The following is a 24,701-nucleotide window of genomic DNA, read 5'->3' on the forward strand; positions in this document are numbered from 1 at the left end:
CTCGCTCACCTTCTCGAAACCGGCCGAACGGCCACCGGATGCTCCCGTGTCAGCTCCACCTCTTGCTTCTCGTGGCGGATCACGAGGCGTTCACCTTCACGTAACGCGTACTCCACCGTCTCCAGGCCAATTTCGACCTCCAGCAACTGGTCACGGTAGGTTATGGGGAATCGAAGGATTGCGTTTTCCTCGGGCGCACGGCGTGGCCAGAACGATAACGTTCCATCATCGTCCCGCATCCCGCCAAAACCGTAGGTGAGCATCATCCACGTGCCGCCCATAGAGGCGATATGGCAACCATCCTTCACGTTGCCTCCCACATCGGCCAGGTCCATCAGCAGGGCCGCCATGCCGTACCGGATTGCTTTGTCCATGTCGCCGACTTGGGCGGCAATGATTGCCTCGACGCAGGAGGACAGTGACGAGTCGCCTGTCGTCAATGGATCGTAGAAATCGAAGTTGCGCTTCTTGACTTCTGACGAGAAGGCGTCGCCCAACAGGAACATCGCCAGCACCACATCTGCCTGCTTGATCACCTGCTTTCGGTAGATGTTCAGCGGGTGATAAAACAGCAGCAGCGGATAGTGCTCGCGCGGTGTGTTGTGGAAATCCCACGGCTCCCTGTCGAGAAAGTTGTCATCCTGAAGAATAACCTTCAGCGTTTCGTCCGACGGCACATACATGTTCTCCGCCGCTCGCATCCATGCGCTCACCTCGGAGAGATCGAGCGCGGTTTTTCGCGCAAGCTCGTCGTATGCGTCTGGTTCTGCTGCACGTAGAACTTCGACAACCTCGGCGGCGTAACGAAGGTTTTCGCGAGCCATCAAGTTCGTATAGGCGTTGTTGTTTACGACCGCGTTGTATTCATCAGGCCCAGTGACACCGTTGATGCAAAACTGTCCCCCCTTTGCGTCCGAATAGAAGCCGAGGTCCAGCCACAGTCGGGCTGTTTCAACGAGCATTTCGGCTCCATACTTTCGCAAGAACGCGTCGTCACCCGTCGCCTGCACGTACTTGCGCACTGCGTACATAATGTCGGCGTTGATGTGATATTGCGCGGTGCCCGCGGCGTAGTATGCGGATGCTTCCTCTCCGCTGATCGTGCGCCAGGGGTACATCGCCCCTCGATGGCCCAATTCTCTCGCGCGTGCCCGCGCCTGAGGGAGCATTTTGTAACGAAACGCCAGAAGGTTCCTTGCGATCCGGGGGGACGTATAGATCAGAAACGGCAACACGTAGATTTCCGCATCCCAGAAGTAGTGTCCTTCATAAGCCTGTCCGGTAAGTCCTTTCGCCGGCACGCCCGCTCCCTCCGCGCGAGCGGAGGCTTGCAGAATATGAAATAGATTGAAGCGGATCGCTTGCTGGATCTCTACGGTGCTGCGCTTTGCTCGGTGTTCACTGATGTCCTTGATATGAACATCGCTTCGGCGCCAAAAATCGTCCATGTACTGCCCTTGAGAGGCCAGCAGCGGCTGGAATCCCTGGGTCACGACCCGATCCAATGTCCATTCAGCGCGGCCGCAGAGCTCTTCGGCGGATGCCGTCTGGGAGGTGTGATAGACCATGTACTTGGTGAGCTGGATCGGACAGCCGGGCTTGGCATCGACCGTGTAAGCAACCTGGCCGAAGTCAGGGGTGCAGGCGGCCTTATGCGAGTGCGAGCAGCAACTCTCCATCGTGTGGTCCGTCGCACATGCCAACATACAGCGGCTCTTTTCCGTCGCATGGCACAACACGATGCGCTGATCTTTGGAGTAGTTGGTTTGTGGATGAAGTACTCGCCCGGAAAACGCTCTTGCCAGGCGCGGATCATCGCGATTGCCGCCGTCGCTTGGTTTATTGGTAGCCATCTCCGAGGAGATTACGACAAATGCCTGAGCATCGACGAGTGTCACACGATACGAGATAGCGACCACATGCCTGTTCGCGAAGGAGACCAGACGCCGGGACGTGATCGACACCTGCTTGCCGGAGGGTGTCTCCCAGAGCACGGTCCGATCGAGTGTGCCGGCCTTCATGTTGAGACGCCGGTCGTAAGCCAGGAGCTGTGCATTGGGTAACCAGAACGGTTCGTCGTCCACGAAGAGCTTGATGATCTTGCTGTCCGTCACGTTGCAGATCGTCTGGCCAGTTTTGGCGAAGCCAAAAGCGTCTTCTCCGTAGACGATAGGCCAGGTTTCATAAAACCCGTTGATAAATGTGCCGTTCTCGACGTTCGGGCCGCCTTCCTCCGGGCCGCCGCGCAGGCCAACATATCCATTGCCGAGAGCCAGCATCGTTTCGAGCTGGGCCAGAAAATCCGGTCGAAAGGACCTTTCGATAACGTTCCACTCATCGGCCGGATAATCGCGCGATGGGGGCCGGAGCCGTTCATGGTGTAGCATCGGGCTGTTTCTCCCAAGGCAGCATTTGGCATTGATCAATCGGTTAGTTCGGCCAAGTCGCCGACTACCAGATGAGCACCATGATGCTTCAGCTCATCCGCATTTCCCTTGCGAGCGACACCGATCACCAGCCCAAAGTTTCCATTGGATCCGGCTTGGACTCCCGAAATGGCATCCTCGATCACGATCGTCCGTATCGGTTCAACGCCGAGGAGCCTTGCCGCGAGCAGGAATGTGTCCGGAGCCGGCTTTCCGGAGAGACCTTGCTCCAGGATCACGTTGCCGTCGACCCGCACCTCGAAGAACTCGTCCAGCCCAGCCGCCCTCAGGACAGACGCGCAGTTTTGACTCGAGGTGACTACAGCAATCTTGAAGCCATTGCGGCGGAGCTGATGGATGAATTGCAGACTTCCGGCGTAAGGCTCTACGCCAACCTCCACGATCGCGCGGTCCACCAGGTCGTCCTTGCGGTTTCCGAGCCCGTACACTGTCTCGACTTGTGCAGGGTCCCCTGGGTCTCCCTCGGGAAGTTCGATGCCGCGCGATCTCAGGAAATCACGCACGCCATCGTAACGGGGTTTGCCATCCACGTGCAGCCGGTAGTCGGCGTCGATGTCGAACGGACGAAATGCTGTCCCCGTCTGCCTCGCACGCTCCAGCAGATACTCATCGAACATCTGCTTCCAACAGGTCGCGTGGAGATTGGCTGTATCCGTCAATACACCATCGAGGTCAAAAAGGACGGCGTCGTACTGGTCGCGGTTGATGCGTTTGCTCTCGGGTTGCGGCATGGATCACCCTCCTCTTGACCCAAGGACCTACCCGCCGGAACCGCCCGGCGGGTCTTGTGAGACGACATCGCGAACACCTTCACGTTCGTCTCCCGCCGACCGGGTTAGACGTTATCCGCCTCTGTGGAACGAACCGCGGTGGACGCTGCCTCGTTCCCCCATCTCCAGCCCGTGATCTCGGGCATATCGTCCCCATACCGGGCAATGTAGGCCTTGTGATCGATGAGCTTGTCGCGAATGGCCTGCTTGGCATAAGCCGCCCGCGATCCGAGCTTTGGCACACGGTCAATGACGTCAGCCACGAGGTGGAAGCGATCGAGATCGTTGAGCACGCACATGTCGAACGGGGTCGTGGTGGTACCCTCCTCCCTGTAGCCGCGCACATGGAGATTGTGATGGCCGGTGCGCCGGTAGGTCAATCGGTGAATCAGCCAGGGATAACCATGGAAGGCAAAGATGATCGGCTTGTCCGTGGTGAACAACGCATCGAAATCCTGATCCGAGAGACCGTGCGGGTGTTCGCTCGGTGGCTGCAGTTTCATCAGATTGACAATGTTGATGACGCGCACCTTGAGATCGGGCGCATGCCGTCTAAGCAGGTCGACGGCGGCAAGCGTCTCCAGTGTCGGCACGTCACCACAACAAGCCATCACGACATCGGGCTCGCCACCCTTGTCGTTGCTGGCCCACTGCCAGATGCCTAATCCAGCTTCGCAGTGCTTGACCGCCTCGTTCATTGTCAGCCACTGAGGAGCAGGCTGCTTGCCCGCGACGACGACGTTGACGTAGTTCCGGCTGCGCAGGCAATGGTCAGTGACAGAGAGCAGACAATTCGCGTCGGGTGGCAGATACACCCGGATGACTTCAGCTTTCTTGTTCACGACATGATCGATGAACCCGGGGTCTTGATGGCTGAAACCGTTGTGGTCCTGGCGCCAGACATGGCTGGACAAAAGATAGTTCAGGGAACCGATAGGGCGTCGCCAGGGGATGTGGCTGCAGACCTTCAACCACTTGGCGTGCTGGTTGAACATGGAATCGATGATATGGATGAACGCCTCATAGCACGAGAAGAAGCCGTGCCGACCGGTCAGCAGATAGCCCTCGAGCCACCCCTGACACTGGTGCTCGCTGAGCATTTCCATTACGCGCCCATCCGGCGCCAGATGGTCGTCCCACGGATAGGTTTCCGCGACCCAGGCACGGTTGGTGACCTCCAGCACGTCTTGCCATCGGTTGGAGTTGTTCTCATCCGGACTGAAAAGCCGGAAATTCCGATGCTCCATATTGAGCTTCATCACGTCGCGCAGAAACCGCCCCATGATCCGCGTGGACTCTGCGATAGCGGCGCCGGGCTCGCGCACCTCGACTGCATATTCGCGGAAATCCGGCAGTCGCAGTTCACGCAGCAGTAATCCGCCATTGGTGTGCGGATTGGCGCTCATGCGACGCGTTCCTCGAGGACCAAGGTCAGCCAACTCGGGGCGAAGCCGCCCGCCGTCGTCGAAAAGCTCCGCGGGTCGGTAGCTCTTCATCCACTCTTCAAGCAGGCGGACATGGGCGTTGTTCTCGTGCATCGCGCCCATCGGCACTTGATGGGAGCGCCAGTAGCCCTCGGTCCGCTTGCCATCGATTTCCTTCGGACAAGTCCAGCCCTTGGGGGTGCGCAGCACGATCATCGGCCAGCGTGGCCGCTCCCTAAAGCCGCTGCGTCGCGCATCCGCCTTTATCCGCTGAATTTCGTCGGTGATCTTGTCGAGCGTGGAGGCCATCAGTTCGTGCATTTTTTCCGGCTCATCCCCCTCGACGAAATAGGGCGTGTAGCCGTAGCCGCGAAACAACTGATCCAGCTCTTCATGGCTGATGCGGGCGAGAATGCAGGGATTGGCAATCTTGTAGCCGTTCAAATGGAGGATCGGCAAAACCACCCCGTCGGTCGCCGGATTCAAGAACTTGTTGGAATGCCAGCTCGTTGCCAGCGGTCCCGTCTCCGCTTCGCCGTCGCCGACAACGCAGGCAACAATCAGATCTGGATTGTCGAAGGCAGCCCCATAGGCATGCGACAGCGCGTACCCGAGCTCGCCGCCTTCGTGAATTGAACCCGGGGTCTCCGGCGCCACATGACTAGGAATACCGCCAGGGAACGAGAACTGGGTGAACAGCCGCTTCATGCCCTGCTCGTCGGGCGAGATGTTCGGGTAGACCTCGCTGTAGGTTCCCTCGAGATAGGCATGCGCGACCAGACTGGGGCCGCCGTGCCCGGGGCCCGTGATGTAGATCATGTCGAAGTCGTGTTTCTTGATGATGCGATTCAAGTGAACGTAGATGAAGTTCAAACCGGGTGAGGTCCCCCAGTGACCGAGAAGCCGCGGCTTGATGTGTTCCTTCGTGAGCGGCTGCTTAAGCAGCGGGTTGTCGTAGAGATAGATCTGACCGACCGAAAGATAGTTGGACGCTCGCCAATACGCATCCATCATTGCCCGCTCTTTATCAGACAACGTGTTTGCCATCGTTTCCTCCTAACTCCGTCTTATCGAGTGAGCCGATTATCAATCGGCGCGGCAGTCTCGCTGCTGTAGCGCAGCATTGTCGCCCGGCGTTCGCCGCCGCGCGCAAATCCGCAGGGGCGATAGAGAGCCTTCTCGCTGGAAACTAGGTTCTCTTCCCGCCAAGGCGCAGGGCCGGCGCCGGATCCTGAGGGGCTGCCCAAGAGAGAGAACCGCGCGGCATGGCCTTCATTGATCCAGATCAACGCATGTCCGCTTAGGGACATCTGCTCGATGCAGGCATATCCGCCGCACGCCCCGGTTGGGCGTGTGGATTCCGGACATTCTGGCTTAAGCGACGAAACGCGCGGCTTGAGCTCGGCGCGCCAGGAACGGGAGGCCGCAAGCCGCTCAGTTGTTCGGCGGGAATTCTATCTGGTTGTTCTGCTTGCCGGTATTGAATTCCATGATCTTCCGCGTCACGCCGGGAAAGATCGCCGAGATGGGATTGACCCGCAACACCGGTTGCGCCGGTGTGCCCACGACCTCGTAGGTCACGCCGATCAAGCCCTCATTGCTCCCGCCGCCGAGGACCAGGCCGATCACCGGCAACTGGCCGAACATGTTGTTCAGCCCGTACATCGGCACGAAGGTGCCGCTCATGCGCACCTGGTTGGCGTTGTTGTCGATGCTGCCTTCGATGGTCGCGCCGATCGCCGGCCCCTTCACGACGCCGTCGCGGATCGTGAGCAGTCCGCTCTGCCGCGTGAACTCGGCGCGCAAGGCGCTGAACGCGACACCGCTCGTCGTGCCAGGCGCACCGCCGGCTGCAATCCGGTCGAGCTCGGGTTGACCTTTGACGGAGAAGTCACGGATGTTGATCAGTCCTTCCTTGGGGCTCGGCTCCGCCGCCGGCGGCTCCATCGCGAGCGTGAGCTGGCCACCCACGATCTTCGAATAGAAATCGGTGAAGCGGAAGAACGCGCCGGCGTCATTGGTCTGCAGGTAGACCACCTCGCGCCCCTGCTGGCGGCCGCGCAGATCGGCGGTCACGGGCGTATCGCGCCCGATCTTGCCTGTCAGCGCAAAACTCTTGAAGGCGCCGTTGCGCTTGGACACCTTCGCATCGACGCTGCGCAACGCTTCGCCATTGAAGCCGGCAACCGCGCCGAGCTTGAGGTCGATGTCGTAATCGATATTCTTGGTCTTGTTCTTCGGGTCATCGCGGCCCGAAATCGCCGTGCGCAGGAAGCCGCGGCCATCGAACACGTCGCCGCGCATGGAGACCTTCAAGACGCCGTCGGGCCCGCGGTCGGCGCGCAGCGTGGTCTTGTCACCTTCCGAGGGCGAATAGGTCGGGAAGTTGACGTTCATCAGATCGCCGTTCTGGTCGACCTCCACCGATCCCTTGATCGACGCGCCCGCGCCATCGACGACGATGTCCTCAAAGCGCGTCGATTGCGGCTTCTGCACCACGTTGAAGGTGACCTTGCCCGACTTGCCGGGACTCTTCACCCAACCCGGTAGGATGTTGTCGAGCCGGAGCTGGGTCAGATCCGCCTCGACGCCGAGCTTGGTGTCGTGATCGCTGCTGCTCGCAATTTTGCCCACGACCTTCACCGGGATTGCGCCGCTCACCGCGGATCCGAGGTCGAGCCCGAGTCGCGCGCGGCCGGCATCGTCAAGCGTTGACTGCAGCTTGATATCGGCATCGCCCTCGCTCGGCTTGCGGTAATCCAGCGAAGCCGGCTGGCCGTTGATCTTGACGTCGCCCTTGACCTGATAGCCCGCATTGTTGGCAACGACCTTCAGCGCGTTGGCCTCGAGCTTCTGGTTCATCACCAGCCTGTCGATCGCGACGCTGCCGAGATCGGCGGTGACGGCGTAAGTGGTGTCCTCCTTGGTCAGCACGCCCTTGACCGGCAGGCCGAGATTGATCGTGGCCGAGACCGTTCCCTTGCTCGCATTGGGATCGACAAATGTCGTCCCCGAGACATCGCTGAGGCGATCGGAGGCGAGGATTTCAGCGCAAGCCGGCACCGAACAATCGACGCGGAACCGGATCTTCGCCGGCGAGGGTTTCGGCACCATGTCCGGGACTTCGAAAGAGAAGTCGGACAGCGTGATCTTGCGCCCACCCGGCGTGTCGACGATGCCCTGGGCGATATTGACGGTGGCGGTGCGGCCCGTCACCCGCGCCCGCAAATCCGCGTCATGAACCACGGGCATCTCGTCCACCGGACGCACCGCTACACCGCTCGCGACGATGTTGACGGCAAGCCCGTCATCCGGGATCGGAGGCCCCTTGCGCGACAGGTTGCGCACCGGCGAGTTGACGCCGATCTCGATGCGCTGGAGCGTGCCGCGCTCGATCCGCTCGATCACCCATTCGCGCAGTTCCGGCACGACTAGCGCGGGCCAGACTCGCTTCAGCGCGGAGGCCGACATCGGCGTGCCCGCAAAACCGAGCTGCAGCCGCGGTTCGCCGGAATAGTCGATGCTGCCGGTGCCGGCGATGCCGATCTCGCCATTGCTGATATCGGCCTGCGTCAGCAGCACACGCTTCTTGTCGGTGTCGAAACGGAAGCCAACGGCGATGCGGTTGAAGATCAGCGGCGGCTCGTTGTCGATGCCCGCGAGCAGGATGGTGCCGCCGCTCAGGCCAAGCTGCCAGTCGTTGATGTCGTCATTCGGCGGCTCGAGATGAGCGAGCAGCGTGACGCGGTTGGCGCCGGAGACGATCTTGAACGGCGCCAGCAGCACGCGGCGTCCAGCGTCCCATTCGACATTCACGTCGGCCGAATCGATCGCCATCGGATAGTCCGGTGTATCGGTGTCGATCAGGTTGCCGGGGCCGGCGGTGATCTTGCCGCGGAAATAGGTCGGCAGGCCGTCGCGCCCGAGTTCACCCTTCAGGTCGCCGGACAGCGGCAGCTCGGCATCGTAGGTGAGATCCTTCACCCTGAGCGCCAGCAGGATATTGGCGGACGGCAGCTTGTCGGCGCGCAGGTCGACCGCCCGCACGCCATCCCTCAGCGGTCCGACCGCGACGCGCAGCGACCATGGACGGGCGCCCTCTTCGCCGACGCTCAGCGCCACGCCGCCGCCGCTCGGCCGCCGCAGGCTCAGGCTGATATTTTCGAAGGTCCATTTGCCGCCGCGCTGCTGATCGTCGACGACAAGGTTGCCGTTCTTCAGGCCGATCTCGTTGAGGTTCTGGCCGTCGAGACCGGTCAGGCTGAGGCTGTCGAGCCAGTCGAGGCCGGCGAGCAAACCGCTCTGCGCGCTCTCAGACGGCGCCGGGACGCTGACGGACGGCGACGAAGGTGGCGATAACGGCGGCGGTGGGGGCACCGGACGGGGGAATGTCGGAGGCAGGCCCGCCTCATGCTTGGAAGCGACACCGGTCGCGAGCGGCTTGGCGGTATCGCCGGCGGAAACGGTCACATAGCCGTCCGGCGTGATCCGGATCGCGAGTTCGGCATCAACGAGGTTGAGGCTTTCAGCGCGGAGCTGGCCCATCAGCAGCGCGGTGCCGGACAGTTTGACCTCGGCTTTCGGCGCGCTCGCGACGATCGCATGGTCGCGGTCGCGTACGATGATGTCGCGGATGCGCACCGCGATTCGAATTGGACCGGCGCGCTCGATCTGGGTGCCGCCGACCTCAACCGTGTTGCCGTGGCCGATATTGTCCTCGATCGCAGCCGCGAGCCACGGTGTCGCCATATCGAGATTGATCGGCCCTGCCCCCAGCCGCCACCACAGCGCGCCGAAGCAGCTCATGAAAATCGCCGCCAGCACGCCCAGCACCAGGGCGATGCGCTTGACCCAGCGCCCGCCGTGAGTCGATCGCCGCCTGGGGCCGAAGAAGTCACCGATCCGGTGCAGGCCGGAATCTGAGCGCGACAACAGCCGCCGCGCGCGATGGCCGGCAGCCTCGTCATGCTCCTCCCAGCCGACATCGTCGCCCCAGCCGCGATACTGGGCGTCGGCACGCGGATTCGGGCTGTGACCTTGGAGCGATCCTTGGGAGCTCGATCCTTGGGACGACGTATTCTTTGCCATTGCCTCTCGGTGCAGGCGCTGAGGTTGATCGCCGCCCAAGGCACGCCCATCGATCTGTATCGAGCGCTCCTGTGCCGGCATCGCTGCCAATCCTCGCTTAATACTGTTAGTCGCCCTCAGCCCCAAGTGAACATTTGAGCGAACATTCAAAGCAGGTTAGGCGAGCGGACGGATGACGCATCGAAATCCTTGTGACCATACTTCCGCGCCATCACACTTGCCCAGCAGTCGGCAGAAATCCGATCGCCGCCGACAAGCGCCGCACTGATACAATGGTTGAGCTCCGGAAAGCGACGAAAGGAAGGCGTATGTCCAAGAAAACGCGCAAGAAATCCTCCAAGACCACAGCCAAATCGTCTCCGGCCAAATCGTCTCGGGCCACGGCAGTCCGCAGTAAGGCCGTCGCATCGGTCAAGCCGCCCGCGGCAAAGGCCCGCACGGCGGTCGCAAAGAAATCCAGCAAAGCGGCCAAAGCCGCATCCACCAAACCGTCCCACAAGGCTGCATCGAAATCGTTAAAATCCGCGGCGTCGGCTGCGACCAAATCGACCACTCTGCTTGAGGGTGCCAAGGCGCCCGACTTCCGCCTGCCCCGCGACGGAGGAAGTGAGGTCTCACTCACCGACTTCGCCGGCAAGAAGCTGGTGCTGTTCTTCTACCCGCGCGCGGATACGCCCGGCTGCACCAAGGAGGCGATCGATTTCACCCGACTGAAGGATGCGTTTGCCGAGAGCGGCACCGAGATCCTCGGCGTCTCCGGGGACACCGTGAAGGCGCAGGAATCGTTCAGGAACAAGCATCAGCTCGCCATTCCCTTGGGCTCGGATGAGCAGCACGAGATGCTGGAGGCCTATGGGGCCTGGGGCGAGAAATCCATGTATGGCAGGACTTTCCTTGGGATTCTTCGCACCACGGTTCTGCTCGGCGCCGACGGCCGGATCGCCAGGATCTGGCGCAATGTGCGGGTCGACGGCCATGCCGACGAGGTCCTGGCCGCCGCGAGGTCGGTCTGATCCAACAGGCTCCGTTTCCAGAAAATTAACCATGACCGGCTCAAATCGCTCCCGAACTGAGGCCGTACGGAACTTGATCCGACCGGCGCGGGAGTGCCGATGTCCTATCGTTCCGGTCACCATTTCGACCATCACCAGCAGCACCATCATCCACGAGAGCACGGGCGGACCTCCCCTCGCCGCCCTGCCCCCCATGCCGCGGCGTCAGCAGCCGCGCAGCCCGCGAACGACTACACCCTCGTCCATGCCGGCAAGCAGGTCCGCATTGGCCCGGTCCTGTTCTGGGCTGCGGTCGGCTCGGTAGTCCTGCTCGGCATATGGTCGGCCGCAACCGCGACCTATTTTGCGTTTCGCGACGACGTCCTGACCCGGCTGCTCGCCCGCCAGGCCGAGATGCAATTTTCCTATGAGGACCGGATCGCGGAATTGCGCGCCAAGGTCGACCGCACCACCAGCCGGCAGCTGCTGGACCAGGAGCAGTTTGATCAGAAGCTCGAGCAGATCATGCGCCGGCAGACGGCGCTCGAAGCCCGCGCCACCGCGCTGGGCTCGATGCCGGATGTCGCAACAACCGGCTCGATCCGGCCGCCCGCGCGCAATGCCGCGCCGGAAACGACCGCGACGCCAAAGCCCTCGCCGATCAGCGACACCGTGATCTTCGTGGCGCCACCGGATCGTGAGGCGCGGTTGGAATCCCGCGCCCCGATCAAAACGGCGCCGCCGGTAAACCAGTTCGCCAAGCTCCAGGGTTTTGACAATGTCCTGGTCCGCCTCCAGACCTCGCTCGACCAGGTCGAGCGACGCCAGATGGCAGCGCTAAGCTCGGCCGAGGAGACGATGGAATCGCGCGTGCGCCGGATGCGCGGCGTGATCACCGACCTCGGTCTCAACATGTCACAACTCGAAGCCGCCACCCCGCGCTCGGCGATCGGCGGTCCCTTCGTGCCCGTCAAGCTCCCCGCCGACGCCGGTCCGTTCGAGCGACAACTCAACCGCATCAACATCACCCGCGCGCAGATGCAGCGCTTGAACGCCACGCTGACGCTGGTGCCCTACCGCAAGCCCGTGATCGGTGAAGTCGAGTTCACCTCAGGCTTCGGCGTCCGTACCGATCCATTCCTCGGCCGTCCGGCGATGCATACCGGCCTCGATTTCCGCGCCGCGATGGGCGATCCCGTCCGCGCCACCGCCAATGGCAAGGTGGTGTCATCGGGCTGGGCCGGTGGTTACGGCCGCATGGTCGAGGTCGATCACGGCAACGGCCTTTCCACCCGCTACGGCCACCTGTCCGAGATCAACGTCAAGGTCGGCGAAACCGTCAAGATCGGCCAGGTGATCGGCGCCGTCGGCTCGACCGGCCGTTCGACCGGCCCGCATCTCCACTACGAGACACGCATCGACGGTGACGCAGTCGACCCGCAAAAATTCCTGCGCGCCGGCGTGCGCCTGAGTGCGGGCTAGGCAGCCGCTCGCTCCGACCCGCTCGCCATTGCGAAAGCGGCAGAACGGGAAATCTAATCTCTGGCGATACTCCATCGTCATGCCCGGGCTGGCGGGGACTCCAGCGGCGGCATCTCGGTTCAAGCCGCCTCAACGAAACAGCATTGTTGTGCGCTGGCAAGTGTGATTGATGCATCGGCAATCGCACTGACAGAGGCGCTGGACTTGGAACCGACCACGCGAATTGGTCCGCGACATCGCAGGCTCGCCGCCGCAGGCTTTCGCGCCGCGCGGTGGCTGGCGGCGAAGACGATGGGAGCGGCTGGCTTCCATCAGCTCGGCTCCAACTTTGCGAACGCGCGGATCACAGCCGTGCGCGACAAGCTCGCACGCGGTGAGACCGCTTATCTTGCGGGCTTAGGTGCTCCCGGCACGCACAATTCAGGCATCGCGCTCGTCGAAGTGACGCAGCGGGACGGTCCGCGCCTGATCGTCAACAACGAAGAAGAACGGTTTTCCGGCAACAAGCACACTACGGAGTATCCGCAAGAATCGATCGACGCGGTTGTCGCGACGTTACGCAGCACGGGACGCGACGTCGGCGCGATCGACGCCTGGCTGACAAGCTGGGACTATCCGACGCTCGCCGGCACGCTGGCGCGTTCGGTGCTGGAAGAATTGCCGCAAAGCCTGAAACTGCTCCGCACCACGCAGGCCGCCGGTTTCGACAGCCGCCGCCTCGAGCAGATGACGCGGATGCCGAAGATCATCGCGCGCCAGCTCAAGCTTGCCGAGCGCGTGCCTTTGATTTGCCTGCCACACCATGACAACCATGCCTGGTTCTCCTTTGCAGCTTCTCCCTTCAGGGACGACAGCGAGTCGGTCGCCATCGCCGTACTCGACGGCACCGGCGATCTCGGCTCGGTCTCGCTTTATGTCGTCGAGAAAGGCGCGATGCGCCGGCTCTACTGCAACGAGAGCATGTTCGATTCACTCGGCGCGTTCTACAGCGTGATCTCCTCGACCCAGGGCGGCTGGACCTGGCTGTCCAGCGAGGGGCGCTACATGGGCGCAGCCGCCTGGGGCGACATGAGCCGATCGGGCAATCCCTATTATCGGCGGCTCCGCAAGGTGCTGCATCTCAGCGCGGACGGCGAAGTCTGGCTCAATCGCGCGATGGCGAACTGGTACTGCGACCCGTTCGATAATCCCTACAAGGCCGCGTTGACCGAGATTCTTGGCGAACCGCTCAAGCCGGATCAACTCTGGAATCCCGACGCGATGCTGCGCGTCGAGGATATCAAGCACCGTCCCGACACGCAGGATCGCCTCGACAAGGCCGCCGCGACGCAGCTCGTGTTCGAGGACGCAATGATTCATGTCGTGGATCACCTGTTGCGGGTGACCGGTGCCCGTCGGCTGGTGCTGACCGGCGGCGTCGCGCTCAACGCCGTCGGCAACATGCGGCTGATCGAGCATTTCGATGAGAGCTGGTTTGCCAATGCGCAGGGCCGGCGCGCGCAATTGCATCTGTGGGTGCCGCCGGTGCCCGGCGATCCCGGCGTCACCATCGGCGCCGCCTGGCTGTTCGCCCATCTCGCCGGTGCTCCGCGCGGCGCGCCGATGACGCATGCGTTCTACTGCGGCACACCGCCGGCTTCTGACGAGATCATCGCTGCGCTGAAGGCGGACGACATCGCCTCAGAGCGGATCGGCGACATTTCGACTCCCGAGGGACGCGACGCCGTCGCCGACCTGATGGCATCAATGGTGGCGCAGAACGGCGTCATCGCGATCTATCAGGGCGCGGCCGAGACCGGGCCACGCGCGCTCGGCCATCGTTCGATCCTCGCCAATCCCTGCGATCCCGCCACGCGCGAACGCCTGAACGAACGCGTCAAATATCGCGAGGCGATCCGACCCTTGGCGCCGATGGCGACGCTGGAGGCGGCGCAGTACTATTTCGAACTGCTGCCCGGCGCTTCCGACGACGGCTACAACGCCTATAACTATATGGTGCTGACCGCCCGCTCGAAGCCGCACGCGCGCGACAAGATCCCGGCAGTCATCCACGCCGACGGCACCGGGCGCATCCAGATCGTGCGCGAGCAGGACGATCCCCTCACCTACGCCTATCTCAAGGCGCTGGGCCGCCGCATCGGCGTCGAGCTGTCGGTCAACACGTCGTTCAATGTCGCAGGCCCGATCGCGCAGACGCCAAGCCAGGCCATCGAGACGCTGCGCCGCTCCAAGGGACTCGACGCGGTGATCATGGTCGCAGGCGATGGGACCGTGTACGCCGTGTGGCACGGCGGCGAGCGCGACAGCGGCCGGTTCACACAATGGTTCTCGGAATGGAAGAGCGCGCAGCCGGTTGCGTGACCAAGCCGCGCGCTCCTTTAATCGACGTCCTCGATCGCGCCAGCGGTCGTGCCGAATGCCTTTTGCGCCAAGGTGGCCGCCATGAACTCATCGAGGTCACCGTCGAGCACGCCTGCGGTATCGGAGGTCTGCACGCCCGTGCGCAGGTCCTTCACCATCTGGTAGGGTTGCAGCACGTAGGAGCGGATCTGGTGGCCCCAGCCGATATCGGTCTTGGCGGCTTGATCGGCGGCGGCCTGCTCCTCGCGCTTCTTCAATTCGATCTCGTAGAGCCGGGCGCGCAGCATGTCCCACGCCTGCGCGCGGTTCTTGTGCTGGGAGCGGCCGGCCTGGCAGACCACGGCGATCCCGGTCGGGATATGGGTCAGACGCACCGCGGATTCGGTCTTGTTGACGTGCTGGCCGCCGGCGCCGCCGGAGCGCATGGTGTCGGTGCGCACATCCGACTCCTTGATGTCGATCTTGATGCTGTCGTCGACAACCGGAAAGATCGTCACGCTCGAGAACGAGGTATGCCGGCGCGCGTTGGAATCGAATGGCGAGATTCGGACCAGCCGGTGCACGCCGGCCTCCGTCTTCAGCCAGCCATACGCGTTATGGCCGCTGATCTGGATGGTGGCGGACTTGATGCCCGCTTCTTCGCCCTGGGATTCCTCAAGATACTCGACCTTGAAGCCATGGTTCTCCGCCCAGCGCGTGTACATCCGCAGCAGCATCTGCGCCCAGTCCTGGCTCTCGGTGCCGCCGGCGCCGGCATGGACTTCGAGATAGGAGTCGAACTTGTCGGCCTCGCCTGACAGCAGCGCCTCCAGCTCGCGCCGGGCGACTTCCTTCTTGAGGTCCTTGAGCGCCTTCTCGGCTTCCGCGACGACGCCCTCATCGTTCTCGGCCTCGCCGAGCTCGATCATGCCGACATTGTCCTCGAGCTCACGCTCGACCTTGCTGATGCCGGACAGCGCATCCTCCAGCGAGGTGCGCTCCTGCATCAGCTTCTGGGCTTTCTGGGGATCGTTCCAGAGATCGGGATCTTCGGCGAGCTTGTTCAGCTCGGCCAGCCGTGCCGTCGATTTCTCGACGTCAAAGATGCCTCCTCAGCAGCCCGACTGACTGCTTGATCTCTTCAACTAGGCGTTCGACTTCCGCGCGCATGGTCTTTCTGGTCTGAATTATGAATGTCTTGTGAGGGATGTAGCGGCCGAAGCGCGGAAGCGCAATCGGCCGCGGGCCTGTTTCCCGATGATTTGGATCCTCAAGGCGCTAATACAATCCGCCGGGACGCATGATCGCGCCCGCGTCGGGCGCAACGGCCGGCGGCAGCCGGCCCTCGGCATCGGCCACGCCGATGGCGGAGTAGCTATCCGGCGGCGCCGTGCCCGGCTTGAAGGCTTCCAGGATGGTGCGTCCACCCTCGCCCGGGCCAGCGCGCATGCCGCTCTTGGAATCGACGCGCACGAGCTTGATGCCGGCCGGGATCTTGAACGGCGTCGCCGGCTTCTCCGCCAGCGCTAGCTTCAGGAAATCGCGTGCGACCGGCGCGGCCAACGCGCCACCGGTGGCTTTACGACCGAGATTGCGCGGCTTGTCGTAGCCCAGATAGACGCCAACCACGAGATCCGGCGAGAAGCCGATGAACCAGACGTCCTTCTCGTCGTTGGTGGTGCCGGTCTTGCCGGCGATCGGCTTGCCGACCTCCTTCACCGCCGTGGCGGTTCCGTACTGGACCACGCCTTCCATCATCGAGGTGATCTGGTAGGCCGTCATCGGATCGAGCACCTGCTCGCGTCGGTCCACGAGCTGCGGTTCGGGCTGGTTCTTCCAGCCTCCAGGTACGTCACAGCCGCGGCATTCGCGCTGGTCGTGCCGGTAGATGGTGTGCCCGTAACGGTCCTGGATGCGATCGATCAGCGTCGGCTTCACGCGGCGGCCGCCATTGGCGAACATCGAATAGGCGGTGACCATCCGCATCACCGTGGTCTCGCCAGCGCCGAGCGCGTAGGAGAGATAGTTCGGCAATTCGTCATAGACACCGAAACGCTTGGCGTATTCACCGATCAGAGGCATGCCGATGTCCTGCGCCAGCCGCACCGTGACGGTGTTCAGCGAGCGCGCCAGCGCATTGCGCAGCGTGGTCGGACCGTAATACTTGCCGGTCGAATAGTTCTCCGGACGCCAGACACCGGCGCCCTGCCCCTGGTCGATTTCAATCGGCGCATCGACCACCACTGTGGACGGCGTGTAGCCATTATCCAGCGCCGTCGAATACACGATCGGCTTGAACGACGATCCCGGCTGCCGATAGGCCTGGGTGGCGCGGTTGAACTGGCTCTGGTCGAACGAGAAGCCGCCGACCATGGCCAGCACGCGGCCGGTCCAGGGATCCATCGCGACCATGGCACCGGAGATTTCCGGCAATTGCCGCAGCCGGTACTGGCCTTCGATCGCCGTGCCCTCCTTGGTCACCAGGGGATCGGCATAGATGACGTCACCGGGCGCGAGCACCTGCGACACCGCCGTTGGCGACCGCCCGCGCGCCGCGCCGGACGTGGGCCTTGCCCAACGCACGCCATCGAGCGTGATAAGGCCGGTCTGCCGCTGCTTGCTGACGGCGCCGCCGAGTTCGCGGCCGGGCTGGAATCCGATGCGCGCCGACTGGTCACTGGTTTCGAGCACGACCGCCATTCGCCATGGCGAGATGTCCGAGAGCGATTTGACGTCGGCGAGTTTCACGCCCCAGTCGCCGGAAACATCGAGCTTGGTGATCGGGCCCCTCCAGCCCTGCCCTTCGTCGTAGTTGACGAGGCCGGCGGCCATGGTCTTGCGCGCCATCACCTGGATCTTCGGATCGAGCGTGGTGCGCACCGACAAGCCGCCCTCGTAAAGCTTCTTCTCGCCGTAGCGCTCGAAGATGTCGCGGCGGACTTCCTCGGCAAAATATTCGCCAGCGAAGGTATGTGAGCCGTTGCTGCGGTTGGTGACGACCAGTTGCTCCTTGCGCGCCTTGTCGGCGTCGGCTTGCTTGATCCAGCCATTTTCGAGCAGGCGGTCAATCACGTAATTGCGGCGCTCGATCGCGCGGTCGCGGTTGCGCACCGGATGCAGCGCCGCCGGCGCCTTCGGCAGCGAGGCGAGATAGGCGGCTTCGGCGACGGTCAGTTCATTCACCGACTTGTCGAAATAAACCAGCGAAGCGGCGGCGATGCCATAGGCACCAAGGCCGAGATAGATTTCGTTCAGATAGAGCTCGAGGATACGATCCTTGGAGTAAGCGCGCTCGATGCGCATCGCGAGCAGCGCTTCCTTGATCTTGCGCGCGAACGAGACCTCGTTGGTGAGCAGGAAGTTCTTGGCGACCTGCTGGGTGATCGTCGACGCACCCTGCGGCCGGCGGCCCGAGCCATAGTTCTGCGCGTACAGGATCGCCGCGCGCGCCATGCCGGAGAAGTCGATGCCGCCGTGCTCGTAGAAATTCTTGTCTTCAGCCGCGAGGAACGCGTTGATGACCAGCTTGGGCACCGCCTGGATCGGCAGATAGAGCCGCCGCTCCTTCGAATATTCGCCGAGCAGCGAGCCGTCGGACGCATGCACGCGCGTCATTACCGGCGGCTCATAGTCCTGAAGCTGCGAATAATCCGGCAGGTCCTTGGAGAAATGCCAGATCGCGCCCGCGACGCCGGCCACGCCAACCAGGAACACGACGGTCCCCGCGGCGAACAAGAAACCCATGAACCGCACGAGCAAGCGCATTATCGAAGTTCCGTTCCAACCCTATTGCGCCGGACCAGCCGGCGACACTTCCTCGTTGCGAATGCTCCCGGCCCTAACAGCCTGCCGGTGCTTGAGGCGAACAATACAGCGCTCCGCGGACAAAATCGGCCGATTCCACGAGGCCCCCGACAACGTCCTATACCGTTGCCGCTGTGGCCAAACTAGGGCCTCCCGGTTCCGAGCGGCGCCTTTTCTAGTCCCGGCACTGTCACTTGTCCGGCGTGGCCGTCGCGAGTCGCTTGGCAAAAAAGGCGTCAATGGCCTGCAGCATCGATCCCACCGCCTTGTTGCGCCAGTTCTCCGATACCAGGTGTTCGAGGTCGCCCTTGTTGGAGACATAGCCGAGTTCGACCAGGACCGAGGGCACGTCGGGCGCCTTCAGGACCCGAAAGCCCGCCGATTTCAGCGGGTGCTTGTGCATCCGCGCGGTCGTCTTCATCTCGGACACCAACAGCCGTGCAAAACGGTTGGAGAATGTCTTGGTCTCGCGGCGGGCGAGATCAATCAGGATATCGGCGACCTCGGTCGGCTCATCGGACAGGTTCACGCCGGCGATGGCGTCCGCCTTGTTCTCGGCTTCCGCCAGCCGCTCCGCTTCGGCGTCCGAGGCCTTGTCCGACAGCGTATAGATGGTCGCGCCCTGTGCGTCGCCTTCCCGGCGCGGCAGCGCATCCGCATGGATCGAGACGAACAGCGCCGCCGATTGGCTGCGGGCGATTTTGACCCGGTCGTTCAGCGGGATGAACGTGTCATCGGTGCGGGTCATGACGACCCGGTATTTGCCCGACTTCTCGATCCGGTCGCGCAATGCGAGCCCGAAGCCGAGCACGAGGGTCTTTTCCAACTCGCCGTTCGACTGGGTGCCGTTGTCGATGCCGCCATGGCCGGGATCGATCACGATCAGGGCTCGCGAATCCGCCGGCTCGCCTGGCTTTGCATTGGGCGTTCCCTCGGCCGGCATCGCCGCCTTGGCTTCCGCAATGGTCGGCTTCAGCTCCGGCCGGTCGTCCGGCGCAAGCTGCTGGGTGAACGCGTTGCGGTCAACCTGCTCCAGTTCCAGAACCAGGCGCGGCGGCTGGCCGTTGGCCGCGTCCAGCACGTAGGAATTGGCGATCTTCGCTGGCCCCATGAGGTCGAAGACGATTCGCGACCCGCCCGGCATCACCAGCCCGTAGCGGAATGCCTTCACCAGCCCGCGCCCGGAATTTCCGGTTCCGGCGGGGAGCTGGAACGTCACCTGGGGAATATCCACGACCACCCGGTAGGGATCGGCGAGTGTGAAGGCGCGGAACTGAATCTTCTTGTCGAGGTCGACAATGAACCGGGTCTGCTTGGCGTCTCCGGCAAGCCGGGCTTCAGAAACGACAGGAAAATCGCTGCCGGCAGAGGGACTTGGCGGCGTTGCTTCAGCTGCCCTGGAAACAGTAATCGGGCCGCACGCCAACGCTGCGGCGCAAAATAGCCCGCACCCCAGCAAAACCCATCGATTTGCGCGGTCCGCCACGATTCGGCGCCCTCCGAGCCGTCGTCATACCGCATTAGACCCACAGGGTTAACGAGACCCTAATACCGCACGGGCGAAATGGTTCGACTGTTGCCTCGCCGCGACGCTCCCTTGCGTGCAGCGACCAATCCACGTATGTACGGAGTGCTGACGGCTAATACTCCCAGTTGTGTCGCGTTCAGCCTCCCGGTGCAGCGGTGGAACCTTCGAGCCTGAAGGCGCCAGCGTTTTTCCCGGTCCCTCCCCAGCCAGCGCTGCGCGCGGCTGACATGGAGTGGCGGTTTGAGCCCGAGCGGCGTCCAGCCCCAGACACATTCTGTGTGGCATGGGGCGAGACACGGCAGAACTGATTATTCGGCCCCAGAGCATGATCCGGAAAACTGGACACCAGTTTTCCGAAAGGTTCATGGTCAAAGAAGGGGCCCAATATGCGATTGGCCGGCGAGCGCTTTGGCGCCGCGCCGGGCCTTCAGCGAAAGATGCGGCGGTATTGTTTGCCGCCAGAATATGTTCAGACGGGCCAACCGCTTGATGCGCCAGACTGTGTTGCCGACCAACACCCCCGAGACGATCGCGACCACGCGAGGCGAAAGCTCCGCACGTCGGTTTGTTCCGGTCGGGCCGGGCTTCGCACGGCGCTCCGATTTGCGTTTTGGCCTTCCCCTCACCCCCGAATCAGGTGGACCGTCGCGTCACCGGGCGGCGCAATCTGCGCGCGCCATGCTACGCGCCCGCCGCCTTCAAGAGCTCCAGAATGCCCAACAAGATGTTGATCGATGCCACCCACCCGGAAGAGACCCGGGTCGTCGTGGTCCGCGGCAATCGCGTCGAAGAATTTGATTTCGAGACTGCCCAACGCAAGCAACTGCGCGGCAATATTTACCTCGCCAAGGTGACGCGCGTAGAGCCGTCGCTGCAGGCGGCGTTCATCGAGTATGGCGGCAACCGCCATGGCTTCCTTGCGTTCAGCGAAATCCATCCAGACTATTACCAGATCCCGGTCGCCGACCGTCAGGCGCTGATCGAGGCCGAAGAACGCGCCCATCGCGAGGCCGAGGAGGAGAGCGAAAGCCGGCCTCACCGCCGCCGCTCCCGGCACCGCAATGCCCGCCGCCGCGGTCATGGCGAGCGCGTTCAGAGCGAGGTCGTCGAGGGTGCCGAGCCGCTCGATCCGCAGGCCGATGAGGATCACGCGCTTCATGCGGAAGCCGAGCAGCACGAGCTCGGCGCCGATGCGCATGAGCACGAAGCACACGAGCATGCTGACGAGCACGACCGTCATGACGAGCACGATCATGATGGGCACGAGCACGGCGAACACGAACATGCCCGTGACGACCGTCATGCTCATGACGACCATGATCATGCGCCTGCTCTGAGCGAAACCGCTGCAGCGGAAGTGCAAGCCGACCCGGTTGTCGCCGCGGTCGAGGCATCGGCCGCCGCTGCCGCTCCGGATGTCGGGGCCGAGATCGAGGTTAACCACGAGCCCGAGCGCGCCCGTGAGGAGCAGGTCGAGGAAAACGCCGCCCACGCCGAGGATGCGCAACCGACCGCGGAGCCCGGCGCGGAGCATCCAGCGTCCGATGCGCATGCCCCCGCGGAACTCGTCGCGGAGGCTGCGCCGCATGACGAGCATGGCGCCGAGCCGCTCGGCGACGAAGCGCATGACGATGAGGACGACGAGGAAGGCGAAGACGGCGAAGAAGAAGAAGAAGAGGAAGTCGTCGAATCCGTTGGCGGCGACGACGTGCTCGAGGAGGTGCCGGAGCGCCCCTTCCGCCCGCGACGCCAGTACAAGATCCAGGAAGTCATCAAGCGCCGGCAGGTGATGCTGGTGCAGGTCGTCAAGGAAGAACGCGGCAACAAGGGCGCGGCGCTAACCACGTATCTTTCGCTCGCCGGCCGTTATGCGGTGCTGATGCCGAACACCGCGCGCGGCGGAGGCATCAGCCGCAAGATCACCTCGGCCCAGGATCGCTCGCGGCTCAAGGAAGTGGTGCAGGATCTCGACGTGCCCGAGGGTATGGGCATCATCCTGCGCACGGCCGGGGCCTCGCGTTCGAAGCAGGAGATCAAGCGCGATTTCGAATATCTGATCCGCATGTGGGAAACCGTGCGCGACCTGACCCTGAAGTCGCAGGCCCCCACCCTCGTCTACGAGGAAGGCTCGCTGATCAAGCGCTCGCTGCGCGACCTCTACAACAAGGAGATCGACGAGATCATGGTGGCGGGCGAAGCCGGCTACCGCGAAGCGCGCGATTTCATGAAGATGCTGATGCCGGAGAATGTCCGCGCGGTGAAGCAGTACCGCGACGGCCAGCCTTTGTTCTCTCGGATGGGCGTCGAAAGCCAGCTCGACGCGATGTTCTCCCCGACTGTGCAGCTACGCTCTGGCGGCTACATTGTCATCAACCAGACCGAGGCGCTGGTCTCGATCGACGTCAACTCCGGCCGCGCCACGCGCGAGCATCACATCGAGGACACCGCGCTCAAGACCAATCTCGAGGCGGCGGAGGAAGTCGCGCGACAGCTCCGCCTGCGCGACCTCGCGGGCCTGATCGTCATCGACTTCATCGACATGGACGAGAAGCGCAACAACCGCGCGGTCGAGCGCAAGCTCTCCGATTGCTTGCGGCAGGACCGCGCACGCATCCAGGTCGGGCGCATCTCGCATTTCGGCCTGCTCGAGATGTCGCGCCAGCGCATCCGCGCCAGCGTGCTTGAGAGCTCGACCGAGCCCTGCCCGCATTGCGGCGGCTCCGGGCATGTCCGCTCGGTCTCGTCGGTGGCGCTGCAGCTCCTGCGCGGCATCGAGGAAATCCTGATGAAGGGCGCGACTCACAATCTCGTGGTGCGCACCCGCACGGACGTCGCGCTCTACGTCCTCAACCACAAGCGCGGCCATCTGCGCGATCTCGAAACCGCCTTCAAGGTCCAGATCTCGGTGGCGGCGGATGCGACCGTGAGCGGCCAGCAGTCCTACATCATCGACCGCGGCGAGCAGGTGCACACGCTGGAAGCCGCCAAGGCGCTGCTCGCGGCGCAGGCCGCGTCCGCGCCGCCTCAGCTCGAAGAGGCCTATGACGACGAGGAACCGTTCGACATCGAGGCGGAGATCGAGACCGAGGAAACGGAAGGCCTGAGCGACGAAACGAGCGCCGGCGAAGAGGCCGACGGTCCGCGCCGAAGGCGGCGCCGGCGGCGTCGCGGCCGCGGTGGCGGCGGCGAAGTCCGCGAGGGCGGTGTGCCGCGCGAGGATGGCGAGGCGTTGCCGCTAGCGCCCGAGACCGACGACGGCATTGCCGCCGAGGAAGTCGAGACCGACGAGGACGAGAGCGAAGAGCAGTCGGCTCGTGGTGAAGGCCAGAACGGCGAACGCCGTCCGCGCCGGCGTGGACGGCGCGGCGGACGCCGCCGCCGTGGCGGCCATGGTGCGGATGAGGGTCTTGCCGCCTCGATTGCCGACGAGCTCGGCCCGCGCGCGGAGCCGGAAGCCGCGGACGCCGTCGCCGATTTCGACGGCAGCTCGCCCGAGCCTGCACAGACATTGGTTCAGCCCGAACCGGTCGCCGAGCCCGAGTTCGAGCTCGAGCCGGCCAAGAGCCCGCCCCCTCAGCCGGAGCCGGTGAGCGTCGCCGCGCCCGAGGCCGAGGAGCCTGCGCAGGAGAATGATCGCGCGATGCGTCGCCGCTCGACCGTGCGCGAGAAAGTGAGCTTCGCCTCGCAGCCCGAGCCCGTGCCCGTCGTGGTGCAAAGCGAATCCGAGCCGATTCCGCCGGCAGAGCCCGCTCCCGCGCCGGTCGCCGAACCTGCGCCTGCGGCCATCGCGGAACCTGCGCCTGCAGCGGCGACCGAGGCTCCGGCGCCCCGCAAGGCCGGCTGGTGGTCGCGCCGCTTTGGTGGCGGGGGCTAGGGCGTTTTCGAGCGAAGCGTGCCCTCGGACTTGATCCGAGGGTGGACACCGGTTCGCATAGCAATCAAGTTTACGCAGATTGCGTAGACTTATCTGCGCAGAAAACGGGTCAAAATTAGAATCTAGAGTTCGGTTCTGATTCCATCAGAACCGAAAAATGCTCTAGCGAACGCCAGCAACGATCAAGCGCGCTCCCGCATCGGCGAGGCGCTTGCACTGCTCGTCAGATGCGCCGAGATCAGTCACCAGCGTCCAGCGCGGCGGCAGCGGCGCCCAGGCCATTTGTTCGGCGCGGCCGAGCTTGCTGGCGTCGGCGAGAACGATGACTTCTTTCGACTGCTGCATCATCAGCGACTTCAGTGCGACCTGCTCGAGATCCGCTTCGCACAGGCCACGGCCATCCACCACGCCGTCGGCGCTCATGACGGCGCGGTCCGCGGTCATGCGGCGCAGCGCCTCGTTGGCGAGCGGCCCCATGGTGCTCATGCTGGTGGTGCGCAGCGCGCCGCCCAGCACCACAAGCTCTATGGTCGGAGCCTTGGCGAGGAAGGGCAGCAGCGCGAGATTGTTGGTGATGATGCGCAGCCGCCGCTGCTGCAGCAGTCGGCCGAAGGCTGCGACCGTCGAGCCGGCATCGAGAATCAGCGTGTCGCCGTCCTCAATCAGATCGATCGCTGCGTGCGCGATCGCCTGCTTCTGTTTGCCCTGAACCGCAAGGCGCTGCTCGAGCGTCGTCTCGTTGGCGTGGGCGGTGAGAATGGCGCCGCCATAGGTGCGGCGCACGGCATTGTTCTTGGAGAGATGCTGCAGGTCGCGCCGCACGGTGGAGGCGGAGACGTCGAAGCGCCGCGCGAGATCGTCGACATCGATCTCTCCCGCGTTCAGTGCCTCCAACAGACGAGCGTGACGCTCCTTGCTGCGCATCGACATCGAACCTCAGCCCACAGATTCA

13 protein-coding genes are annotated in these 24,701 nt (G+C 63.5%); 4 read left to right on the forward strand and 9 right to left on the reverse strand.

What is annotated here, in order from left to right; all coding sequences use genetic code 11:
- Nucleotides 1-5: 5 nt before the first annotated feature.
- The 4 genes from ACZIRK_RS20875 to ACZIRK_RS20890 all read right to left on the reverse strand — a co-directional run bounded on the left by ACZIRK_RS20875 (nucleotide 6) and on the right by ACZIRK_RS20890 (nucleotide 9,810).
- A complete protein-coding gene (locus tag ACZIRK_RS20875; protein WP_130227879.1) occupies nucleotides 6-2,387 on the reverse strand; it encodes a glycoside hydrolase family 65 protein in 2,382 nt (793 codons plus the stop codon).
- 35 nt (nucleotides 2,388-2,422) lie between these two features.
- Complete coding sequence (locus tag ACZIRK_RS20880) at nucleotides 2,423-3,178, reverse strand: HAD family hydrolase (RefSeq protein ID WP_130227880.1); 756 nt, start codon at nucleotides 3,176-3,178, stop codon at nucleotides 2,423-2,425.
- A 104-nt stretch (nucleotides 3,179-3,282) separates the two neighbouring features.
- A complete protein-coding gene (locus tag ACZIRK_RS20885; protein WP_463328047.1) occupies nucleotides 3,283-5,688 on the reverse strand; it encodes a phosphoketolase family protein in 2,406 nt (801 codons plus the stop codon).
- A 387-nt stretch (nucleotides 5,689-6,075) separates the two neighbouring features.
- Nucleotides 6,076-9,810, reverse strand: coding sequence for a hypothetical protein (locus tag ACZIRK_RS20890; RefSeq protein ID WP_130227882.1), 3,735 nt, complete (start codon nucleotides 9,808-9,810; stop codon nucleotides 6,076-6,078).
- 227 nt (nucleotides 9,811-10,037) lie between these two features.
- Between ACZIRK_RS20890 and ACZIRK_RS20895 the strand changes: the two genes are divergently transcribed.
- The 3 genes from ACZIRK_RS20895 to ACZIRK_RS20905 all read left to right on the forward strand — a co-directional run bounded on the left by ACZIRK_RS20895 (nucleotide 10,038) and on the right by ACZIRK_RS20905 (nucleotide 14,564).
- Nucleotides 10,038-10,742 (forward strand): peroxiredoxin, encoded by a 705-nt coding sequence (locus ACZIRK_RS20895; protein WP_130227883.1) that lies wholly within the window; start codon nucleotides 10,038-10,040, stop codon nucleotides 10,740-10,742.
- A gap of 99 nt (nucleotides 10,743-10,841) precedes the next feature.
- On the forward strand, nucleotides 10,842-12,203 hold the full coding sequence (locus tag ACZIRK_RS20900) for a M23 family metallopeptidase (RefSeq protein ID WP_130227884.1): 1,362 nt from the start codon (nucleotides 10,842-10,844) through the stop codon (nucleotides 12,201-12,203).
- A 204-nt stretch (nucleotides 12,204-12,407) separates the two neighbouring features.
- Complete coding sequence (locus tag ACZIRK_RS20905; protein ID WP_245474885.1) at nucleotides 12,408-14,564, forward strand: carbamoyltransferase C-terminal domain-containing protein; 2,157 nt, start codon at nucleotides 12,408-12,410, stop codon at nucleotides 14,562-14,564.
- Between the two features lie 17 nt (nucleotides 14,565-14,581).
- Here the strand turns inward: ACZIRK_RS20905 and prfB are convergent.
- The 4 genes from prfB to ACZIRK_RS20925 all read right to left on the reverse strand — a co-directional run bounded on the left by prfB (nucleotide 14,582) and on the right by ACZIRK_RS20925 (nucleotide 21,199).
- Nucleotides 14,582-15,713 (reverse strand): peptide chain release factor 2 gene (gene prfB / locus ACZIRK_RS20910; RefSeq protein WP_130227885.1). Its coding sequence is split into 2 segments (ribosomal slippage): nucleotides 14,582-15,643 and nucleotides 15,645-15,713, totalling 1,131 coding nucleotides; the frame shifts between segments, so codons are not numbered across the junction.
- A 108-nt stretch (nucleotides 15,714-15,821) separates the two neighbouring features.
- Nucleotides 15,822-18,308: a penicillin-binding protein 1A gene (locus tag ACZIRK_RS20915; protein ID WP_130227886.1), complete on the reverse strand. Its 2,487-nt coding sequence runs from the start codon at nucleotides 18,306-18,308 to the stop codon at nucleotides 15,822-15,824.
- A gap of 229 nt (nucleotides 18,309-18,537) precedes the next feature.
- Nucleotides 18,538-19,833 carry an N-acetylmuramoyl-L-alanine amidase gene (locus ACZIRK_RS20920; RefSeq protein ID WP_463328048.1) on the reverse strand — a complete coding sequence of 432 codons (1,296 nt, stop codon included), beginning with the start codon at nucleotides 19,831-19,833 and terminating at the stop codon, nucleotides 18,538-18,540.
- 664 nt (nucleotides 19,834-20,497) lie between these two features.
- On the reverse strand, nucleotides 20,498-21,199 hold the full coding sequence (locus ACZIRK_RS20925) for a hypothetical protein (RefSeq protein ID WP_283813293.1): 702 nt from the start codon (nucleotides 21,197-21,199) through the stop codon (nucleotides 20,498-20,500).
- A gap of 33 nt (nucleotides 21,200-21,232) precedes the next feature.
- Between ACZIRK_RS20925 and ACZIRK_RS20930 the strand changes: the two genes are divergently transcribed.
- Nucleotides 21,233-23,749, forward strand: a complete 2,517-nt coding sequence (locus ACZIRK_RS20930) for an Rne/Rng family ribonuclease (protein ID WP_463328049.1) — start codon at nucleotides 21,233-21,235, stop codon at nucleotides 23,747-23,749.
- 162 nt (nucleotides 23,750-23,911) lie between these two features.
- Here ACZIRK_RS20930 and ACZIRK_RS20935 read toward each other — a convergent pair whose 3' ends face one another.
- Complete coding sequence (locus tag ACZIRK_RS20935) at nucleotides 23,912-24,679, reverse strand: DeoR/GlpR family DNA-binding transcription regulator (RefSeq protein ID WP_130229451.1); 768 nt, start codon at nucleotides 24,677-24,679, stop codon at nucleotides 23,912-23,914.
- Nucleotides 24,680-24,701 lie beyond the last annotated feature (22 nt).

The sequence above is a fragment of the Bradyrhizobium sp. Leo114 genome (genome assembly GCF_055229415.2).